The 19,920-nt window shown below is 50.6% G+C and carries 15 protein-coding genes; 5 read left to right on the top strand and 10 right to left on the bottom strand.

Going from position 1 to position 19,920, the window contains the following annotated elements:
- Nucleotides 1-714 precede the first annotated feature (714 nt).
- From uspE to dalD, 5 genes are all read right to left on the bottom strand, one after another.
- Nucleotides 715-1,674: a universal stress protein UspE gene (gene uspE, locus DRI82_RS18945; protein ID WP_114195475.1), complete on the bottom strand. Its 960-nt coding sequence runs from the start codon at nucleotides 1,672-1,674 to the stop codon at nucleotides 715-717.
- Nucleotides 1,675-1,803: 129 nt separating this feature from the next.
- Complete coding sequence (locus DRI82_RS18940; RefSeq protein WP_114195474.1) at nucleotides 1,804-2,559, bottom strand: fumarate/nitrate reduction transcriptional regulator Fnr; 756 nt, start codon at nucleotides 2,557-2,559, stop codon at nucleotides 1,804-1,806.
- 232 nt (nucleotides 2,560-2,791) lie between these two features.
- Nucleotides 2,792-4,090, bottom strand: coding sequence for an MFS transporter (locus DRI82_RS18935; protein ID WP_114195473.1), 1,299 nt, complete (start codon nucleotides 4,088-4,090; stop codon nucleotides 2,792-2,794).
- A gap of 81 nt (nucleotides 4,091-4,171) precedes the next feature.
- Nucleotides 4,172-5,641, bottom strand: a complete 1,470-nt coding sequence (gene xylB / locus DRI82_RS18930; protein WP_114195472.1) for a xylulokinase — start codon at nucleotides 5,639-5,641, stop codon at nucleotides 4,172-4,174.
- A gap of 13 nt (nucleotides 5,642-5,654) precedes the next feature.
- Nucleotides 5,655-7,052: a D-arabinitol 4-dehydrogenase gene (dalD, locus tag DRI82_RS18925; RefSeq protein ID WP_114195471.1), complete on the bottom strand. Its 1,398-nt coding sequence runs from the start codon at nucleotides 7,050-7,052 to the stop codon at nucleotides 5,655-5,657.
- A 191-nt stretch (nucleotides 7,053-7,243) separates the two neighbouring features.
- On the opposite strand from dalD, the gene DRI82_RS18920 reads away from it, so the two are divergent.
- The gene (locus DRI82_RS18920; RefSeq protein WP_114195470.1) at nucleotides 7,244-8,209 is read left to right on the top strand and encodes a sugar-binding transcriptional regulator; all 966 of its coding nucleotides are present in this window, start codon (nucleotides 7,244-7,246) and stop codon (nucleotides 8,207-8,209) included.
- 2 nt (nucleotides 8,210-8,211) lie between these two features.
- On the opposite strand, the gene ogt is transcribed toward DRI82_RS18920, so the two are convergent.
- Nucleotides 8,212-8,748 (bottom strand): methylated-DNA--[protein]-cysteine S-methyltransferase, encoded by a 537-nt coding sequence (gene ogt / locus DRI82_RS18915; protein ID WP_114195469.1) that lies wholly within the window; start codon nucleotides 8,746-8,748, stop codon nucleotides 8,212-8,214.
- A gap of 313 nt (nucleotides 8,749-9,061) precedes the next feature.
- Between ogt and DRI82_RS18910 the strand changes: the two genes are divergently transcribed.
- Both DRI82_RS18910 and DRI82_RS18905 read left to right on the top strand, forming a co-directional pair.
- The gene (locus DRI82_RS18910; RefSeq protein WP_114195468.1) at nucleotides 9,062-10,354 is read left to right on the top strand and encodes a Gfo/Idh/MocA family protein; all 1,293 of its coding nucleotides are present in this window, start codon (nucleotides 9,062-9,064) and stop codon (nucleotides 10,352-10,354) included.
- Between the two features lie 132 nt (nucleotides 10,355-10,486).
- Nucleotides 10,487-11,809 (top strand): ABC transporter substrate-binding protein, encoded by a 1,323-nt coding sequence (locus DRI82_RS18905; RefSeq protein WP_114195467.1) that lies wholly within the window; start codon nucleotides 10,487-10,489, stop codon nucleotides 11,807-11,809.
- A gap of 560 nt (nucleotides 11,810-12,369) precedes the next feature.
- Here the strand turns inward: DRI82_RS18905 and spy are convergent.
- A complete protein-coding gene (spy, locus tag DRI82_RS18900; RefSeq protein ID WP_114195466.1) occupies nucleotides 12,370-12,882 on the bottom strand; it encodes an ATP-independent periplasmic protein-refolding chaperone Spy in 513 nt (170 codons plus the stop codon).
- Nucleotides 12,883-13,315: 433 nt separating this feature from the next.
- Here spy and DRI82_RS18895 point away from each other — a divergent pair, with 433 nt between their 5' ends.
- Entirely contained in the window at nucleotides 13,316-15,178 is a 1,863-nt protein-coding gene (locus tag DRI82_RS18895) for a hypothetical protein (RefSeq protein WP_114195465.1), read from the top strand.
- A 72-nt stretch (nucleotides 15,179-15,250) separates the two neighbouring features.
- Here DRI82_RS18895 and DRI82_RS18890 read toward each other — a convergent pair whose 3' ends face one another.
- The 3 genes from DRI82_RS18890 to DRI82_RS18880 are packed head-to-tail and all read right to left on the bottom strand — an operon-like array spanning nucleotide 15,251 to nucleotide 17,901.
- Entirely contained in the window at nucleotides 15,251-15,415 is a 165-nt protein-coding gene (locus DRI82_RS18890; RefSeq protein WP_114195476.1) for a DUF2474 domain-containing protein, read from the bottom strand.
- A 39-nt stretch (nucleotides 15,416-15,454) separates the two neighbouring features.
- Complete coding sequence (gene cydB / locus DRI82_RS18885; RefSeq protein ID WP_114195464.1) at nucleotides 15,455-16,462, bottom strand: cytochrome d ubiquinol oxidase subunit II; 1,008 nt, start codon at nucleotides 16,460-16,462, stop codon at nucleotides 15,455-15,457.
- 2 nt (nucleotides 16,463-16,464) lie between these two features.
- Nucleotides 16,465-17,901: a cytochrome ubiquinol oxidase subunit I gene (locus tag DRI82_RS18880; protein ID WP_114195463.1), complete on the bottom strand. Its 1,437-nt coding sequence runs from the start codon at nucleotides 17,899-17,901 to the stop codon at nucleotides 16,465-16,467.
- 151 nt (nucleotides 17,902-18,052) lie between these two features.
- On the opposite strand from DRI82_RS18880, the gene DRI82_RS18875 reads away from it, so the two are divergent.
- Nucleotides 18,053-19,471, top strand: a complete 1,419-nt coding sequence (locus DRI82_RS18875; RefSeq protein ID WP_211317687.1) for an aminotransferase-like domain-containing protein — start codon at nucleotides 18,053-18,055, stop codon at nucleotides 19,469-19,471.
- The last annotated feature ends 449 nt before the right edge of the window (nucleotides 19,472-19,920 follow it).

The following is a 19,920-nucleotide window of genomic DNA, read 5'->3' as shown; positions in this document are numbered from 1 at the left end:
CCGGCGGACGGGTCGGCTTTAGCCCACATCCATGTGGGCGGACGCCTCTCACCGCCATCCTGGCGGTTCGCCCCTGCCTGCGTTCTTCGCTCAGCGAGTCATGACGCTCTGGGAAGGTCAACGGAAAAAGCAACGTCAAAAAATAAGACAACCCATGAGTTGATAATTTCTTGAGGAAATCTTGATATTTTAATTTTGATTATTTCTTTTGTCTTTTACCTTTTACCTTTTGTCTTTGACTTTCCCCCGAGCATCATGAATTGCTGAGGGCGGAATGGAGGCAGGGATGAGCCGCCAGGACGGCGGCGAAAGGCGTCCGGCTACAGGGACTGTAGCCTAAAGCCGGCCCGTCCGCCGGAATGACAACCGAGGGGACCCGCAACGCGGGCAATTTATGCTGCGGAAAACGCGGGTGCAGGGGACGCGTTTACGTCCCCTGCTTAGATGCCGATCTTCACACTAAAAGAACAACATCATAGCGTAGGCATCTAACCAACAAAGCTATCTTTTGACGTTCACGCAAATCAATCTGATATCAACCGAAACCTGCTCCGAGCCTGCTTCACAACAGAAGAAAGAAAACCCAATCCAAAGCAATCAACCAACAAAGCTATCTTTTGATATTAAAATTTTAATAAAAAAACCGCCCTCTACTCGGCAGTAGAAATAAAAAAGCGCGGTCGCAGGTGTGCGCTGACACACCTGCCATCCCCCTTATTCCTCATCATCATGCTCTTCAATATCTTCGCTGGTCACCGGACACTCAAAATCATCAGGCTTAATAACCAACAAATCACACTTCAAATGATCAATGACATGTTCGGATGTGTTGCCGATAAATGCCGCAGAAATTCCCGTGCGACCAATCGTACCCAATACCACCACGCCAGCCTGCAAATGCTCAGCTAAATCCGGAATCACCTCTTCAGGCAAGCCTTTTTCAACGTGGGTAAACTGTTCTCCCAATTGGAACTGCTGCCGCAATTTTTTCATCGCGATTAAATGCTGGCCGCGAATGGCGTCGTTATACACGCTGGGATCAAAATCCGGCAGTTCGATGGCAATATTGATGGGGGTAACAGGATAGGCACCCACCAGATGAACTTCAGTCTGGTTGACGCGTTTGGCAAGATCGATGGTCTCACTCACCAGCTTGATGTTCAACGGATCGTGATAAGGCTCTTCACTGGAAAGGTTAACCGCAACTATCGCTTTACCCCCTTCTGGCCAAGGCTGGTCTTTTACCATCCATACCGGGCAAGGGCACTTGCGTAACAAATGCCAATCGGTCGGGGTGAAAATCACAGATTCAAGACGGTCGTGTTGATGGGTCATCTTCAGCAAAAGATCGTGTCTGGCCGAGACCACTTCCTGAATAATCGCCTCAAAAGGCCGGTTATTCCAGACGACTTTGATCTCAATAGGAATGCCATCATTGAGGTACGCGTGACACTGCTCACCTATCCACGCCGCACGCTGACTAATCACACCCTGACGCATTACTGTCCGTTCCTCAGGTGAAGTGATCGTCATCTCATAAGAAAAATCATAAATAGAAAGGAAGGCCTTAATCCGCCCACCGTTTTTTTTCACCAGGTATACCGCGCGACGCAGGGCCGGTTGGTCATCCTGATTCGGGTCAATAGCCACCAGAATATTCTGATACTTCGCCATAGGGCCTCCTTACAGCTGTAAATCAACAGTCTGCTACTAACAGAGTAAACCAACATTGCGGAATAGGAGAAGTGTGACGGATCAATAAATCGATCTATTTATTGATCCGTTTTACAGAAAGGAAATCGATTAGGCCACGATGCGCGGATTGCCCGCCAGTTGCGCCAGCGCGTCGGCATCTTCGATAGTAATGTATTTGCCTTTCACGCTCAGGATTTCGCTTTTCTGGAAGCGGCCCAACAGACGACTGATGGTCTCGACGGTCAATCCCAGATAGTTACCGATGTCACCACGCGTCATGGTCAGGCGGAACTCACGCGGCGAGAAACCACGCTGTGCGAAACGGCGCGAAAGGTTATAGATGAAGGCTGCCAGACGCTCTTCAGCATTTTTCTTCGACAGCAACAGGATCATCTCCTGATCGCCCTTAATCTCACCGCTCATCAGGCGCATCATCTGCTGGCGCAGTTTGGTCATCTTGCCAGAGAGGTCATCAAGCGTTTCATAAGGGATCTCGCAAACCATCGATGTTTCAAGCGCTTGCGCAAAGCTCGGGTGCTCAAGAGTGCCAATGGCATCGAATCCGACCAAATCGCCTGCCAAATGGAAACCGGTGATCTGCTCATCACCCTGTTCAGTGATGGTATAGCTCTTGATGGTCCCGGAACGGATGGCATACAGGGATTTAAGTTCATCCCCTGCCTTGAACAGAGCCTGACCTTTCTGGATGGGCTTTTTCCTTTCGATAATGTTGTCGAGCTGATCGAGCTCGTGCTCATTAAGCGTGAAAGGAATGCAGAGCTGGCTGATGCTGCAATCCTGACAATGGATCGCACAACCGCCAGATTGAATGCGTCGGATGATTCTCTGTTTTTCCGGGATCATAATTTTTGCTCTGGCAATAATTGATATTGGTCAATTTTAACATCTTTTAATGCCGGTGATAAGTACGGCAATTGAACGAATTGGGCGGAATTTTAAAGAAAAATTGCAGAAACCCATATCCATATGAAGTATAAGACTTAATTATTCTGTGGAAATATAAACTCCCGCGTTGCCAATCAAAAGGTAAGCGTATTTCTTACCGGGAATTGGCAGGGCGGGAGTAAAAAACAACCTATGACTGCTTAAGTGCGACGGCGACGCCTTGACTTTGTTCAGGTTGCTTCACCACGCGCGGTACTCTGGCTGGTTGGTCGACTTTAATAATTAACGTCAATACCGCTGCCACCAGATACAACACGGTGTACACCCAAACCACACCCACAATGTCAAAGAACGGTAACACGATGGAGGCAATTGCTGGGGCGACGAAGTTGCTCAGGCCCGCGGAGAGGTTGTAGATAGAAATTGCTGCGCCCTTGTGTTTTGGCTCAAGGACCGGGAATACGGCGGTCATGGGCACAAAGGCCGCGACGGTGATGCCCAGCATGACCGAAGGGATCAGCGCAATCCAGAAGTTGTGACCGAAGGTAACCGGTAAATAGTAGAATGCGAGGCTGGATAGGGCGCAACCGATACAGCCAAACCAGCGAACCTGCCGGATCCAACCAATGTATTCGCCCAGGATCCCCCACATGATGTTGGTGAAAATGGTCACGAAGAAGAAGACCGCCCAGAGTTGCAGCCACTCTGACATGGTAAAGCCAAGGCGACCGACGTAAAGCATCGGCATGATCACCGCGAAGCCAAATAGCGAGATCGTATTGATAATACGGATGATACAGGCCAGGAGAATATTACGGTTGGTAAAAAGAATGGTTACCGCACGGCTCAGTTCAGTGAATTTCTCTTTGGTCGTGAGATTGGCTTTTTCGTTGACCACGCCAACGTGACGCAGCATCGTCATCGCCATGATCCCACCCGCACAGACCCAGGCGATGGCAAACCACAAGGTGCCGGTTTCACCCATGATAGGAATACTGAAACTCGGCAGATAACTGCCGACGCAGCCAATCCCAATCGAGTACATGGCCCAGAACCAGCCCATTGCGGAAGAGAGTTGCTGCTTGGGAACCGTCTGAACCACCAGCATAACGAAAGAGTAGATGAACAGGGGATAGGCCAGGCCACGGATACCGTAAAACAGCAGCATCATCGTGTAGTTTTTCATGCCCAGACCCAGCGTCATAAACAGAATATGCATGACCACCCACAGGATAAAACCAATACGCATCGCTTTTTGCGGCGTAATGATTTCGGCCACCACGCCTGAACTCCAGGCAGCCAGTGCGGCAGCCAGGCCGTAAATGGTGAAGACCAACGCCGACTCTGCCGGGGTGAAACCGAGATCGGTAATATGCTTGGAGAGGAAAGCCATCTCGAAACCATCGCCACTCATGAATATGGCGATAGCGATATAGCCCCACAGCAGGGTCTTGGGCAGACCAAACCAATGCGTCTTACTTTCCTGCATTGCAAACTCCTTAACGCGATAACATCAGATTTGTAGGGTGTGCGGGGTCAGAGTCTGCCCCGCATTATCAGCGTCGAACCATTAACCAATAAGCTGGCGTGCGGCGACTTGTTGTTGGTACATCAACCGGAAGGTAGCAAGGCGTCTATGCAACACGTCCTGCCGTTCAATATCCGGCGTATAGATCTGATTGATTTCTGGTTTGTGACAAACGTCGGCCTCCACAGCCCCTGTCGCCAATTGACCCAGTCTGGCTGCGCCCAGTGCGCCACCCGCTTCGCCACCGCGGTGGGTCATTACCGGCATGGCGAGTGCATCGGACATCAGTTGCGCCCACCACGGACTACGTGCGCCACCGCCAATCAGCGAGCATTGGGCGATATGGGTGCCCGCCTGCTGTAAGACCTGCAAGCCATCGGCCATACCAAACGTGACGCCTTCCAGAACGGCATAACCCAGCGCCGCTCGATGGGTCGAATGCGTCAGGCCGTGGAACGCGCCAGTTGCCACGGGATCGTTATGTGGCGTGCGTTCACCGGACAAATAGGGCAAAAACAGCGGTGCCAATTTCTGCTCGGCGGCATTCATTTGCGAGATTTCAGATAGCAGGGTGGTTTCGTTGGTGCCGAGCAATTGACACAACCAACGCAGCCCGCTGGCGGCGGTCAGCATCACGCTCATCTGATGCCAGCGCCCGGGTAAGGCGTGGCAGAAAGCGTGTACCGCGGATTGCGGATTGGGGCGGAAACGGTCATTCACCGCAAAAAGGACTCCCGAGGTTCCGAGAGAGATAAACGCATCGCCGGCATTGACCGCACCGATGCCAACCGCGCTGGCTGCGTTATCACCGCCACCTCCGGCAATCACCACGTTGTCTTTCAGCCCCCACTGGCGGGCAATGTCAGACTTGAGGTAGCCACCGGGTTCAGAACCTTCGACCAGCGACGGCATGTTGTCGCGACTCAGCCCGCAGGCGTCCAGAATTTCGTCAGACCAATCGCGCTTTTCCACATCCAGCCACAGCGTTCCGGCTGAGTCCGACATGTCGGAGATTTTTTCCCCACTCATCATCCAACGCAGATAATCCTTCGGCAGGAGCACAGTCGCCGTGCGGGCAAAAATATCCGGTTCATAACGGGCGACCCACAGCAGTTTCGGTGCCGTAAAGCCCGGCATCGCCAAATTCCCGGCAATGCGGTGCAAACCGGGCGCTTGCTGGGTCAACACATCACACTCGGCAGCACTGCGGGTGTCATTCCACAGGATTGCCGGGCGCAGGACCTGGCCGTCCTGACTGAGCAGCACTGCGCCATGCATCTGGCCCGACAGGCCAATCGATTTCACCTCCGGCCAACGGGAAGCCAGTTTATTACGCAGTCGCGCCATGACTTTTTGCGTCGCCTGCCACCAGTGCGCCGGATCCTGTTCAGACCAGTGCGGGTGCGGGCGCTGCACGGTCAGTGCTTCGCCTTCACTCGCCAGAATTACGCCCTGATCGTCAATCACGACGGCTTTGATTTCGGAAGTGCCTAGATCGAGTCCGAGATACATGGTTCGCTCCTTATTACACCGCAGCGGCTTGCAATTGATGAGCTTTTGCCCAGGTATCGATACGATTTATGGTCTTACGCAACAACTGTTCGAATTCTGTTTTTTGCGCCAGCGGGCCGAACAATTTGCTGTCTTGCGCATACACCGCAATCGGGTCGGCGGATTCGAACATGGCGTGCACGGCGGCTTCGTCAAGAATGCCGTCCTGATAGGTATAAGGCAGTTCGCCCTCATGCCAGCGTTGCATGAATACGAAGAAAAGAGCGGGCAGAACGGCCGTTGCTTCAGGTGGTTGATTACGCGCGTAGCACTCCATCAGCGTTGGGGTGATAAATCCGGGGATTTTGGAGAACCCGTCAGCCGCCACGCGCTGGTTGGTATCACAAATGTAGGGGTTGCTGAAACGATCGAGAACCACGTCGCGGTAGTCTGCCAGGTCAAGCGGGCTGGGCGTCAGGGAAGGAATAACGTCCTGCGTGACATAGTCGTACGCCATTTTACAGATATCGGCAGTGTCGGTACTTTCATGGATGAAGCTTTGTCCAATCAACGTACCGGCCCAGGCGATGCAGCTATGGCTGGCATTAAGAATGCGGATTTTTGCTTCTTCATACGGCAGCACGGATTCCACCATTTCGACGCCAACTTTTTCCAGCGCCGGGCGCCCGGCAATGAAATCATCTTCAATAACCCACTGAATAAAAGCTTCGCCCATAACTGGCACACTATCGTTGAAATTGAGCTGTTGCTTAACGCGGCCAGCGATATCGGCGGCAGGGCGTGGAGTGATGCGATCCACCATGGTATTTGGGGAGGTGGTGTTGGCCTTCATCCAGGTGAGCAACTCGGTTTCACCGCGCAGGGTCAGGAATTCGATCATGCCGTTGCGAAAACGCTCGCCGTTATGACGCAGGTTATCGCAGTTCAGTAACGTGACGGGTTGGGCATTCTCGTGGAAACGCTGATGCAGGACGCGAGCGAGCGTGCCGTAAATAGTCTTCGCCGCACCTTTCAGATCGGCCTGGATATCGGCATTACTCACATCAAGATTGAAATGGGTATCAAGGTAATAACCCCCTTCGGTCACGGTAAACGCGATGACCTTGGTTTCAGGTTTTACCCCTTGTTTCACCAGCGCATTCAGCTCGGCATCCCAGGGGATAATGGTCTGGATAGAGGTGATTTTTTCGTAATTGCGCTCACCGGATGGCGTCACAGTTTCCAGAACATATTCACCGTGCTGCGCGTCAAGCGCGGTAAGAAGTGCATTTGCATCATCACGGATATTACCGAGCGCAATCGTCCAATCGCCTTCACCTTGCTTGAGTAAACGGTGCAGATACCACGCCTGATGAGCGCGATGGAAAGAACCGGCACCAATATGCATCCAGATATTACGTTGAACTGTCATGTTATATTCTCCGATTAATGTCATTTGGGCATTAGCTCTTTTTTAGGGCTTTTGCTCGATTGATTAAGATTAAATGAACATTAGCCCTGCGTTTGGGCTTTAGCTCACAAAATTGGAAGGGTGATAGATCAAGGGCATTCGATGAGGTCTTTTTGCGGTAAAATGCCGCCAGCGAAATTGAGAGGTGAATCATGGCCAGGAACGACAGGAAATTGGATCAGGCGGCGCGTGCCGCGTGGATGTATTACGTTGCTGGCAAAACGCAGCATGAGATTGCAGATATTCTCGGCACGTCGCGCCAGGTTGCGCAGCGACTGGTGGCGCTGGCGGCGGAAAACGGTCTGGTCAATGTGAATATTACCCATCCGATTGCGCGATGCATGGCATTGGCCGGGAAACTGCAAGAAAGATTCGGGCTCTCTTTATGTCAGGTGGTTCCCTCACAGGGGATGGACAACGCCTCTATTAACCAGATGATCGCGGTCACGGGCGCAGAAGTGATGAGTCAGTTTATCCGCCAGGAAGAGCCGCAAATCATTGCTGTTGGTTCGGGGCGGACTCTGCGTGCGGCAATCGAAGAACTGACGGAGATCGAAAGGCCGCAGCATAGTTGCGTGTCCTTGATAGGTGCCATTGCCGCAGACGGCTCCTGTACCCGCTATGATGTTCCGTTGTGGATGGCTGAAAAAACGCAGGGCCGCTATTTTATTCTGCCTGCGCCGCTGTTTGCCGATAGCGCACAGGATCGGGCGCTCTGGTGTAATCATCGTATCTACCGAACCGTAACGGAAAAGGCGAACCAGGCCGATGTGACGTTTGTGGGAATTGGTCAAATCGATCAGCATTGCCCACTTTATGCTGACGGTTTTATCACCCGAGACGAAGTGAACGCCTTGGTTAATGAGGGGGCGGTGGCTGAAATGATTGGGCACTTTATTAATCGGCAGGGGGCGCGGGTGAGCAGTGAGTTGGACAATCGCCTGACCAGCGTGAAACTGACGGCGCAGTCGCAGACGCCGATCATCGCTTTCGCCGGAGGTAAGGATAAATACCAGGCCATAGAGGCGGTATTGGCCGGTAAATGGATCTCCGGCCTGGTGACCGATGAAGAAACGGCAATGATGCTGCTTAATCTCAGCGACAGTACCTCACACTGAATTCAGGTGAAAAGTGAGCCCTGTTGCTGGGTAAGAAAACCTTCATGGGTCAGCAACCACTCCTTGCGGGCGACGCCGCCAGCATAACCGGTCAACGCACCTTTAGCGCCAATCACCCGGTGACAGGGAACGACGACGCTGATGGGATTGGAGCCGTTAGCCATGCCGACCGCCCGTGAGGCGGTGGGTTTGCCCAGCCTTTCGGCCAGCGTGCCGTAGGTGATGATTTCACCGCACGGGATCAGGCGTAGTTGCTGCCAGACCTGCCGCTGAAAGTCGGTGCCAGCGGTGGCTACTGGCAATGTATCGATAATCGCCAACTCTCCAGCGAAATAGCGCTGCAACTTCTCGGTCAATCCAAACGGGTTATTCGCGGAATTCAACGTAAAACCTGCTTTGCCATAATGCAATCCCAGCAGTCTCATCAGCCGATGTTCGAATTCCGTCCACTCAACGCCCCGCAAATTTCCCTGTTCGTCACTGATTATCTGCAGTTCACCCAATGGGGTGTTGGTCTTATCTATAAGCAATGTCAGCATCTTATTACTCTCATCATTGGCTGAATCCAGGTTATCACAACGTTATGCGTTTGCTAACGGCTGTGATTTTGCCCGTTTGAGGAACAGCATGGATAAATGCCACATTCCCATTTTGCCACTTTTTATCTGCCTCGAAGTGAGTTGAGAACCATCTCACACTTCCTTTCACTGATACTGCACATCCGACGCAAAAAAAGAAACAACGTTTCATAATCAACCAGCGTTACGAACATTCATCAGCTAAAAACATTCATCATCGTCAAGAACAGTGAAACAGAAAGCGAATACTTTTGACACCATTCTGGGAGAGAGCATGAAGAAGTATGCGTTAGTCGGCACTGGTGGCCGGTCTGGACTCTATCTAACCTCTATCGCGCGTGACTACAAGCAGGAAGGGCGCTTTGTTGCCTTTTGCGACAGCAATAGCACGCGTATGAATTATGCCAATCAGTTAATTACCGAATTAGGTCATCAGGAAGTGCCCGCTTATGCAGCGGCTGATTTTGACCGGATGATCGCGGACACCCGACCTGACGTGGTTATCGTGACCTCCATTGATCGCACGCACCATCACTATATTATCCGGGCGATGGAGTTGGGATGCGACGTCATCAGTGAAAAACCGATGACCATCGATGCCGAGAAATGTCAGGAGATCATTGATGCGGTTCAGCGTACCGGCAAACATTTACGGGTCACGTTTAATTATCGCTACGCGCCACACCACAGCAAAATCCGCGAGTTGATCGCCACTGGCGTGATCGGTGAAGTATTCTCGGTGCACTTTGAATGGCTGCTGAACACCCAACACGGTGCGGATTATTTCCGCCGCTGGCACCGCGACAAACGTAACAGTGGCGGATTGTTGGTACATAAATCCACCCATCACTTTGACCTGGTCAACTTCTGGCTGCAAACCGAACCAGAAACGGTGTACGCACAAGGCGATCTGCGTTTCTATGGCAAGTCCAATGCCGAACAGCGTGGCGTCAGCGAATTCTACTCGCGCTCGCACCAGAGTACCGCCGCCAAAGACGATCCTTTTGCGCTGCATATGGCTGAGAATCCGCAACTTAAGGCGTTGTACCTGAATGCGGAACATGAAGATGGTTATTATCGCGACAAGAGCGTTTTCGATGATGGTATCAATATAGAAGACACGCTCGGCGTCATGGTGCGATATCGCAATAAGGCGATCATGACCTATTCGCTGAATGCGTATTTGCCGACCGAAGGGCTGAATGTGGTCTTTAACGGCAGCAAAGGACGTATCGAAATGAAAGTGATCGAAAAATCCTATGTGAATGGCGGCGGTGAAAAAGCAGACGAAGGTGCGCTGGAATTCTGTGAAATAAAAGTATTCCCCATGTTCGATAACGCTTACGTCGTACCGGTGAATTATCGGGCGGGTGGGCATGGCGGTGGTGATGAAGTGATGCTCAATGATCTGTTTGGTCATCCTGAACCAGACCCGTTACATCGCGCTGCCGATTATAAGGACGGTGCACTGTCAATATTGACCGGTATAGCGGCAAACCGTTCATTAAATACCGAACTGCCCGTCAGGATAAAAGATCTGCCGGTAACATTGCCTACCTTATCCTGATAGTTAACTGTGTGTCGTTTTTCCCCTCATATATACGGGGGGAAGCAAGATTTTATTCAACTGCAATACCTCTGTATCAGAGCCTTTATTTACACCTCTGGTGTTATTACTCTATGTTAAAAGGGCCTTAAAATGACCAGCAAGCTGAATATTCTTAACCGCACGATTTTATTCGCCAGTTTAATGATGCCACTGGTTTCTTACGCTGAAACCACACCTGCACCTGCTGAAATTCGTATTTCATGGTGGGGTGGGAATATGCGCCATGAAGCCACGTTGGCCGCCATTGACGCCTTTCAGAAATTACACCCGGAAATTAAGGTCAAAGCGGAATACTCTGGTTATGACGGTTATCTTTCCCGCCTCTCAACGCAGATTGCCGGGCAGCAAGAGCCTGACGTTATGCGTATCGACTGGAACTGGTTGCCGCAGTTGTCCAAAACCGGCGAGGGTTTTTATGATCTGAAGCCGTTATCCAAAAAATTGGGATTGGAGAATTACGGTGAAAAATACCTGAACATGGCGACTGTCGCGGGAAAACTGCAAGGCATTCCTATTTCCATGACCAGTCGGGTATTTCTTTATAACCAGAATACTTGGCAAAAGGTAGGGATAAGTTACCCGACCAATTGGGATCAACTGTTCGAGGCGGGAAAAGTATTCCAGCAAAAGCTGGGGGATAAATATTATCTTCTGGGCGTAGCATTAGGTGCTGCCGATGCACTGGATATTCTGTCGCTTGGTCGTGCGTATATGACGCAAAAATACGGCACTGATATTATTGACATAAAAGAGAATAAACTGGGTTGGGACGAAAAACAGATTCTGGAGCTTTTTACCTTTTATAAGAAGCTGGTTGATTCCCATGTGATTCCCGATCAGCGTTATTTCTCTTCGCACGGGCGCGCCAATATTTATGAAATAAAACCGTGGATAAATGGCGAATTAGCCGGAATGTATTTGTGGGATTCTTCTATTTATACCTATGCAAATAATGTGGTTGCCGGAACAGTGATGGAGCCAGGTCCTTTTATCCAAATGGCCAATGAAAAGGATTCGGGCATTACCACGAAACCCTCCTCACTTTTCTCCATCAGTAAAGAGACGAAATTCCCTGAGCAGTCCGCGATGTTGTTGGAATTCATGTTGAATCAAGAGGCGGGAATCAAAGCGTTGGGGTTGCAGAATGGTATGCCGACCAACCAAAAAGCGGATAAAATCCTGACGGACGCCGGAATCATTACCCAAGACAATCTGCTGGCAAAATCCTGGCGAGCCGCGATGGCACAACCGGTAAGCAAAGCCCCGGTTTCCGCGTTTATGGAGAACCAGGAGTTGGTTCAGCTTTGGACGAACAGCCTGCAAAAAATCGATTACGGTAAAGATTCTGTTGAGAATGTGGCGGCGGATTTTGAGCGCAGCGCAAATCGGATATTGCGGCGAGCAATGAAGTAGGGGGATCGTGAGCGCGATCCTGGGGCGCTTTTAGAGTCAATGTCGAAGGATTGTTTTGTTGATTGAATGCTTCGGCTTGGTTTTCTTTCTTCTGCTATGAGGCTTCCAAGCAGGACCGTAAGCGCGGGCCTGCACCCGTTTTAAAAACAGGTTCGGAGCAGGTTTCGGTTGAGTTTAAATTGGTATTTATCTTGGTGAGTAGAGTCAACGTCAAAAGATAGCTCTGTTGGTTAGATGCTTAAGCTATGATTTTGTTCTTTTAGTGTGAAGATCGGCATCTAAGATACCGTCTTGTCACCTTAGTTGGCAAGACGGTATCTTGAACGCCAAACATAATACTTAAAGAACAATGACATAGCCAAAGCGTTCAACCAACAAAGCCATCTTTTGAAAGTCAGAAACATCAATCTGATATCAACCGAAACCTGCTCCGAGCCCGCTTTAAAAACCCGCCACCTTGAGAAATCAAGTCCGACATGACAACCGAGGGGACCCGCAACGCGGGCAATTTATGCTAAAGCCAGACAAATCGTCTGGCTCCCATTTAAACAAAAAAACAATTATTGCCCGGTAGGTGCGGTGCCAGCCGCTGGCTGCCCCATCCCACGATTACGATGATGCTCGGCCATTTTCTCTGTGCGTTTCTGGTAATTTTGCTCAAACTGCGTTTTCTGTTCTGGCGTCAGCAGATTGTACATTTTGTTTTCGGCACGTACGCGCTCAAGCATGCGTTCGTTTTGTGCTTTGCTGATGGCATCAATCTCTGCTTTTGCTTTCGACTCATCAAAACTGTCAGCCGTTACCAGTGCATGCAGATTGCTATGGTGTTGCATCATCTGGGTGCGCTGTTCCTCACTATGGCGAGGCTTCATAATATCGCGCATCTGCTGACGCTGTTGCTCTGTCAGATTCAAACCCGCAAATGGATTACCCATTGGGCCTTTATGATGCATCATTTTGCCTTGCGTTTGCGCTGGGGCAGCAGGTGTTGCTGTCGTGTCAGCCGCGTAAGCAAAAGAGAATGAACCCAGAGCCAAAGTAGAAGCCAAAGCCAGTGCAGTAAGTTTACGCATAATAAATTCCTCGTTCGTTAACAGACGGATCATCCGTTTGTGTTCACGCGTTAATAAGGCGTGCTGTGTTGACGAAACCAAGTCTACTCTCGCCAATGAATAGTAATGAGAGTTACTGTAAATCTATTAAAATGCAAAACACGATTTTTAGCCGAAGGTGAAGAGAATAAGGAGGGATTGTCTGGAAACTGTGTGTAATCGTTAAGATAGCGCTTAATTTGAACAACTGTGGCGAATAATGGATTTCGCGTAAATATTACCATGTTGAATGGTTCGTAGCCACAACTGCGTCCTTTTAGAACGTGCTAGCGTCGTTTTTTGCCTGCCTGATTGGCCTGTGCTGACTATATTCAACATAGCCTTAACGTGATTGTCCCATTAGGGGTGACCCAGTGGTGATAATAAAATGATAAACACAGTTGATGGGGTTGGTATGAATACGGTCTTGAACATAGCTGAATTAAAGGATTACCCAAGCAGCGAAAGCAATGTTGTCTATGTCAGTGGCTACTATGTCGAAAATGATGGTGGCGCGGGTATTTACTCCTGGAATGCGAACAGCGATGCACCGGAGAATGGTGGCACTATAATCGCCTCAACGCTGGTCGACCCAGGTCGCTGGTTTTTACAACATCAAGGATCGGTGGATTTTAAAAATTTCGGGGTAATGGATGACGAAGAGCCCGCGGATTTTGCCCTTGTTGCCATGGTAAATGATTTCTATATCAAGAATATCATTGCCACCAATCCTCTCAAATTTACAGAACGGCATATTTTTAGACGCTCTGGGCTTACTTTGGATTTCAATCATAATACGGTCAAAACCACCAGGATTGAGCCTGCGGCCCCGAATGATCCTTTTTCTGCCGTCATGTTTTTTCAAGGAAACGTAACCGACCATAGTGTGCAGGTCACGCTGACCGAAAAAATAATAGATGGTGTGGATGTTTTTCAGGTCGATGATTCCAATCAATTTAGTGTTGGCGAATGGTATACGCTGGAAGTTAATACCTTGCCAGGGGGCACCTATAATCGTGAGCTACAAAAACTCGTAGAAATTATTTCTATTATTGATGCTACACATATTCGGGTGAATTATCGGAATGCGTGGGAACTGGCAGCAGGTCGGGTGATTAGCTGGACAAAAGTGGAACCCGTACAGCATCTGACGGTAAAAAATATGCAGTTCTTTGGCGCTGGCGACACGGCAATTACCGGTAGCCATCCTCTGGCTTTCGAGTACGCTATTTATGCCAATGTGGCAAATATCCATGCGACAGGCACATTCTGGCCAGCCATTATCCGCCGTTGGGGAACGCACTATATTACCGATCAATGTTCTCTTACCAATCCATATGGCATTACGCTGGGCGGCAGTGGCTATTTGACGCAGCAACTTAACTGTCTTTATGGCCATGTTCGTGATTGCCATACCGTTAATGCCAGACATCTGAATGACTTTACCAGCGCCGCATATTGTATGGTTGAAAACTGTCACGCTGAGGGCGAAGATCAAGGCCCCTTTGTCACGCATGGGCAATATGAGCATGACCTGGTCTATAGCGGCAACTCGGGGATGATGACGTTTGCCAATTCTGGTGCGCCATGGGGCTCGTCGGCAAAGCGTATTACGGTGCGTAAACACGTCTGCCCTTATTTTGCCGCATTTACCAAAATCACCGATTTGACGTTGGAAGACGTGACCGTGCTGATACCTTCGGCTGGAACTTTCCTTGGTGAGTTTCGGGTTAATGCCGATGGGTTGAACATGAAAGGCTGTTCAACCAATGGTGCTTTGCGAATTTATCAGGCTTCACAGCTATCAAAACGCAAAAATATTATTCAAAACTCAAGTTTTCAATGGGATGAGCGCGTCGTCCCAATAACTGCCGTGAATGTCACGGGGGCAATCACCTTTGTCGATAGCCAGTTTATCAATATCAATGGTCAAAGTTTTGATGGTCCGGGCTCGGTCGACTTTATCCGCTGTAGCTTTGCGGGCGATGTACTGAAAGCCCTGCCAGAAATCGCCGCTGTTCGTCTGCGGATCGCGGAGTGCGATTATACCGGCAGTGGCTTGTCCCTGAAAAACCTCAACCAAAAGAATGTATTACTGACAAACTCAACGTTGACTCAAGGCGGTTTGAACTTTACTAATTTTAATGCGGCTATTGGGCGGGCTTCTTTTATTTTTACCAACAATGTTCTCAACGATACGACGCTTACCGCTGTGCCTATCGCAGCAAATAATGTCAAATGGGATAATAATGTTTTTTTTGATGTAGTAACTGTATGATTTTTAACTACAATAAATAGCGGAATAAAACAGATACCCTGAAAAAACATCTGTTTCGTTTATATGAATGGATTAATGCGTGCGCATTCCGGCGGAATACATCAACAATTTAAATACACTCGCAACGATAAACAATCCAAAAACGCTCGCGCCCCAGATAATAGCCATCCAGCCCAATCGTTTCCATAGGGGCTGGCGCGAGGCAGTTTGACTGTCCAATTTTTTAATCAGGGTCATGTTAATAAGACTCATGGTTTTACTCCGTAAATTTTTCACTCAGTGGTACCCCTGATCGTGGGTTACCTTGCCGCGAAATACGTAGTAGCTCCAGAAGGTGTAAACCAAAATGATCGGAATAATGAACAGGGCGCCAACCAGCATAAAGCCGAGGCTTTGTGGCGGCGCTGCGGCCTGCCACAAAGAAATTGCAGGTGGGATCAGATTCGGCCAGATGCTGATACCTAATCCGCTATACCCCAGAAAAACCAGCGCCAGCGTTAACAGGAAGGGCGAATGGTGCGCATTGCGTTTCACTCCGCGGATAATTCCCCAGGAAACAATTATTACCAGAATAGGGACTGGCAAAAACAGCAACAGATTTGGCAGGCTGAACCAGCGGTGGGCGATTTCCGGATGAGCCATTGGTGTCCAGATGCTGACAATCACCAGCACGGCCAACAGCGTCAGTAGCAGCGGGGTGGTCAGATCGTGCATCACTTTTTGCAACGATCCGCCGGTCTTCATTACCAGCCAGGTGCAACCCAGCAAGGCGTAGGCCACGACCAAGCCAAATCCGCAAAACAGCGAAAACGGGGTGAGCCAATCGAACGCACCACCCGCATAGCGGCGGCCAACAACTGGCATTCCGTCGATAAATGCCCCGAGAACCACCCCCTGACTGAACGTGGCAAACAGCGAACCCCAGATAAAGGCTTTGTCCCAGATATGCTGTTTCTCCGGGGTGGCCTTGAAGCGGAACTCAAAGGCCACGCCCCGAAAGATCAGGCCAAAAAGCATCAGTGTCAGAGGAATTGCCAGGGCATCGAGTATCACAGCGTACGCCAGTGGGAAGGCACCGAACAGCGCCGCGCCACCGAATACCAGCCAGGTTTCATTGCCGTCCCAGACGGGGGCAACGGTATTCATCATCACATCGCGATCCCGGCTGTTTTTCACCAGCGGAAACAGCATGCCGATACCCAGATCAAAACCATCCATTACCACGTACATCATGATGGCGAACACGATAATCACAAACCAAATCAGCGGAAGATCGATACCCATCATCAACTCCTCGTATCCAGAGGTTCAGCACCCTCTTGCAGATTTTCTTTGACCGCAGACAGTGGACGCGCAGCGGTGTGCAGGGTTCCCGGTCCGCCATGATTATTGGTTTCGCCTTCATGCGGTACCGGCCCTTTGCGGATCAGTCGCATCATATAGGCGTAACCCACGCCAAATACGGAACAGTAAACGAGCAGGAAAGCCAGCAGACTGACACTCATGTGCAGTTCGCCATGGGCGGAAGCGGCATCTTTGGTGCGCATCACCCCGTAAACTATCCAAGGCTGGCGGCCGATCTCGGTAGTGAACCATCCGGCAAGAATCGCTATCAGTCCGGATGGACCCATCCACAAAACGAAATGCAAGAAAGGGCGGCATTGATACAACCGGCCACGCCAGCGCAACCACAGACTCCAGATACCGGAAAGAATCATCAGCATCCCCAGCGCCACCATGATCCGGAATGACCAGAACACAATGGTGGAATTTGGCCGATCCTCAGGCGCAAAAAATTTGAGGGCGGGGATCTGCTTCGTCAGGCTATGCGTCAGGATCAGGCTGCCGAGGTAGGGGATTTCAAGCGCATAGCGTGTTTCTTCGCGTTTCATATCCGGCAGGCCAAACAGGATCAGCGGCGTGGCCTCGCTGCCTGTGTTTTCCCAGTGCCCTTCAATGGCCGCGATTTTTGCTGGCTGATATTCAAGCGTATTGAGGCCATGGGCATCGCCAATAACCGCCTGAATCGGTGCAATAATCAATGCCATCCACATCGCCATTGACAGCATGGTGCGCACAGCCTGTGAATCGCGTCCGCGCAGCAGATGCCAGGCGGCGGATGCGCCAACGAAAAATGCAGAGGAGAGGAACGCCGCGGTAGCCATATGCGCCAATCGGTAGGGGAACGAAGGATTGAAGATGACCTTTAACCAATCGACAGGCACGACTTGTCCATTGACGATCTCAAACCCTTGCGGCGTATGCATCCAACTGTTTGAGGCCAGAATCCAGAACGTCGACATCAGCGTGCCCAGCGCCACCATACAGGTCGCGAAAAAATGCAGGCCGGGGCCGACGCGATTCCAGCCAAACAGCATCACACCAAGAAAACCGGCTTCGAGGAAAAACGCGGTCAGCACTTCATAAGTGAGCAATGGCCCGGTGATACTGCCAGCGAATTCGGAAAACTGGCTCCAATTGGTGCCGAACTGATACGCCATCACCAACCCGGATACCACGCCCATACCAAAGTTGACGGCGAAAATTTTCGACCAGAAATGGTACAGATCGCGATAGGCATCCTGGTGGGTCTTCAGCCATAACCCTTCCAGTACCGCCAGAAAACTGGCGAGCCCGATAGTGATGGCAGGAAAAATAATGTGAAAGGACACGGTAAAGGCGAACTGTATTCTGGCCAGTTCCAGCGCATCTAAGCCAAACATGGCAACCCCATTGATAACATTTTCATACCTCCTGAAACGAGTCTGTCGGGGGGCGAAATTAATGACGTTCCCGACTTGGCGCCCAGTTAAACACAAGGTAAAGTGACTATAATAGTCACAATAATGTGAAAATTACCTATAACAGTTGCCAATGACACGATATGAAAAACTGGCGCAGACGCTGCGCCGCCAGATCCAGTCGCAGGTATGGTTGCCGGGTGACAAACTGCCTTCGCTGCGGGAAAGCTGCAAGCAATCCGGTCTCAGTCTGATGACGGTGCTACAGGCGTATCAATTGCTGGAAAGTCAGGGGGAGATCGTTGCCCGCCCCCAGTCTGGCTATTACGTTGCCGCCAGACCTTCACCCCTTCCACACGCCAGCGGCGAAAAAAAACTGCATTTCACCGAACAGGTGGATATCAACGATTCTATTTTTGAAATTCTTCAGGCGACCAAAGATCCGCACATTATCCCTTTTGGCTCTGCCTTCCCCGATCCGACCCTGTTTCCGCAGCAGCGCCTGGCACGCTCGTTGGCAAGTGCGGTGCGCAAAATGTCGCCGCATGCGGCGATGGCGAATTTACCGCCGGGTAACGACGATTTAAGGCGGAGTATTGCCCAGCGTTATGCGCAGTGCGCAATGGAGGTTGCGCCCGATGAAATCGTGATTACTTCGGGGGCGATGGAGTCCCTCAGTTTGAGTTTGCAGGCGGTGACCGAACCGGGAGACTGGATTGCCATCGAGTCGCCTGCGTTTTACGGCGTGCTGCAAGCTATCGAGCGCAGGAAACTGAAGGCGGTAGCAATCCCCACTGATGTTCGTGACGGGATGGATCTCGATTCCTTGCAGCAGGCGCTGGATCAATATCCCATCAAAGCCTGTTGGTTGATGCCAAATTTCCAGAACCCGTTGGGTTGTACCATGCCCAAAGAGCGCAAGCAGCAACTGGTCACGATGTTGCAGCACAAGCAGGTCGCCCTGATCGAAGATGATGTCTATAGCGAGCTCTTTTTTGGCGGCGATCGCCCCATGCCCGCCAAGGCTTTCCCGGGGAGCAACACTATTCTGCACTGTTCGTCATTTTCCAAGTGTCTCGCGCCGGGCTTTCGCGTGGGATGGGTAGCGGCGGGGCAGTACGCCGGAAAAATTCAGCGGCTGCAACTTATGAGTACGCTTTCAGCCAGCGTACCGACGCAGTTGGCGCTGGCAGATTTCATGCAGCAGGGCGGATACGATACGCATTTGCGCCGCTTGCGGCGTCAACTGGAGCAGCGGCAACTTGCGATGCACCGCGCTATTGTGGACAGTTTCCCGGCTGGCGTGACCGTCAGCCAACCGCAGGGCGGCTATTTTCTCTGGCTGGATCTTGGCGACACCGTGCTCGCCAGCAAAGTGTATCAGCGGGCATTGGCGAAAGGGATCAGCGTGGCACCCGGTAACATGTTTTCAGCCAGTGAACAGTTCAATCACTGTATGCGAATTAATAGCTCGTTCGAATGGAATGAAAGTAGCCAGCAGGCGATTGCCGTGCTGGCTACGTTGGTAAGGGAGTGTGCGGGAGAAGGGTGACCCGTCACCCGCATTCCTGAACCCTATTGATCAGCAATCCGTGGTGGAGAATTTGCATGCAGCGCGCCAAAACAGGGCGTGCTGGTGCACCAGATTAATGCTTTTCCGCACCAAAAAGGGGCGATTCCCGACCTTTTCGTCGGGCAAAAAGACCTCTCATCTCACAATTCTGACAATCGATGAAATATTTTTCCGCTGCATAGCCATTCCGCATGAGGTGCCTGCCTAAAGGGCTGCTCAGACAATTATTCAGTTTTTATGCAATTAAAGTGAATAACGACAGGTTTTAAGTCATTGTTTTTTCATGAGGAGGATCGTTTTATTCACTTTTTCTACTGGCTGGCATGAAGCGTGCAATCTAGTATCATCTGGGTGAGTATCAATTATTTAACACTTATACAACAATTTTAACCTAATTCCGGCGGTCGTTCTGTGTCACTCATGAAGAG

Source organism: Edaphovirga cremea (genome assembly GCF_003332275.1).
Lineage (GTDB): Bacteria > Pseudomonadota > Gammaproteobacteria > Enterobacterales > Enterobacteriaceae > Edaphovirga > Edaphovirga cremea.
The sequence above is the reverse complement of the archived record's forward strand: the minus strand, read 5'-3'. Positions and strand labels throughout refer to the sequence as shown.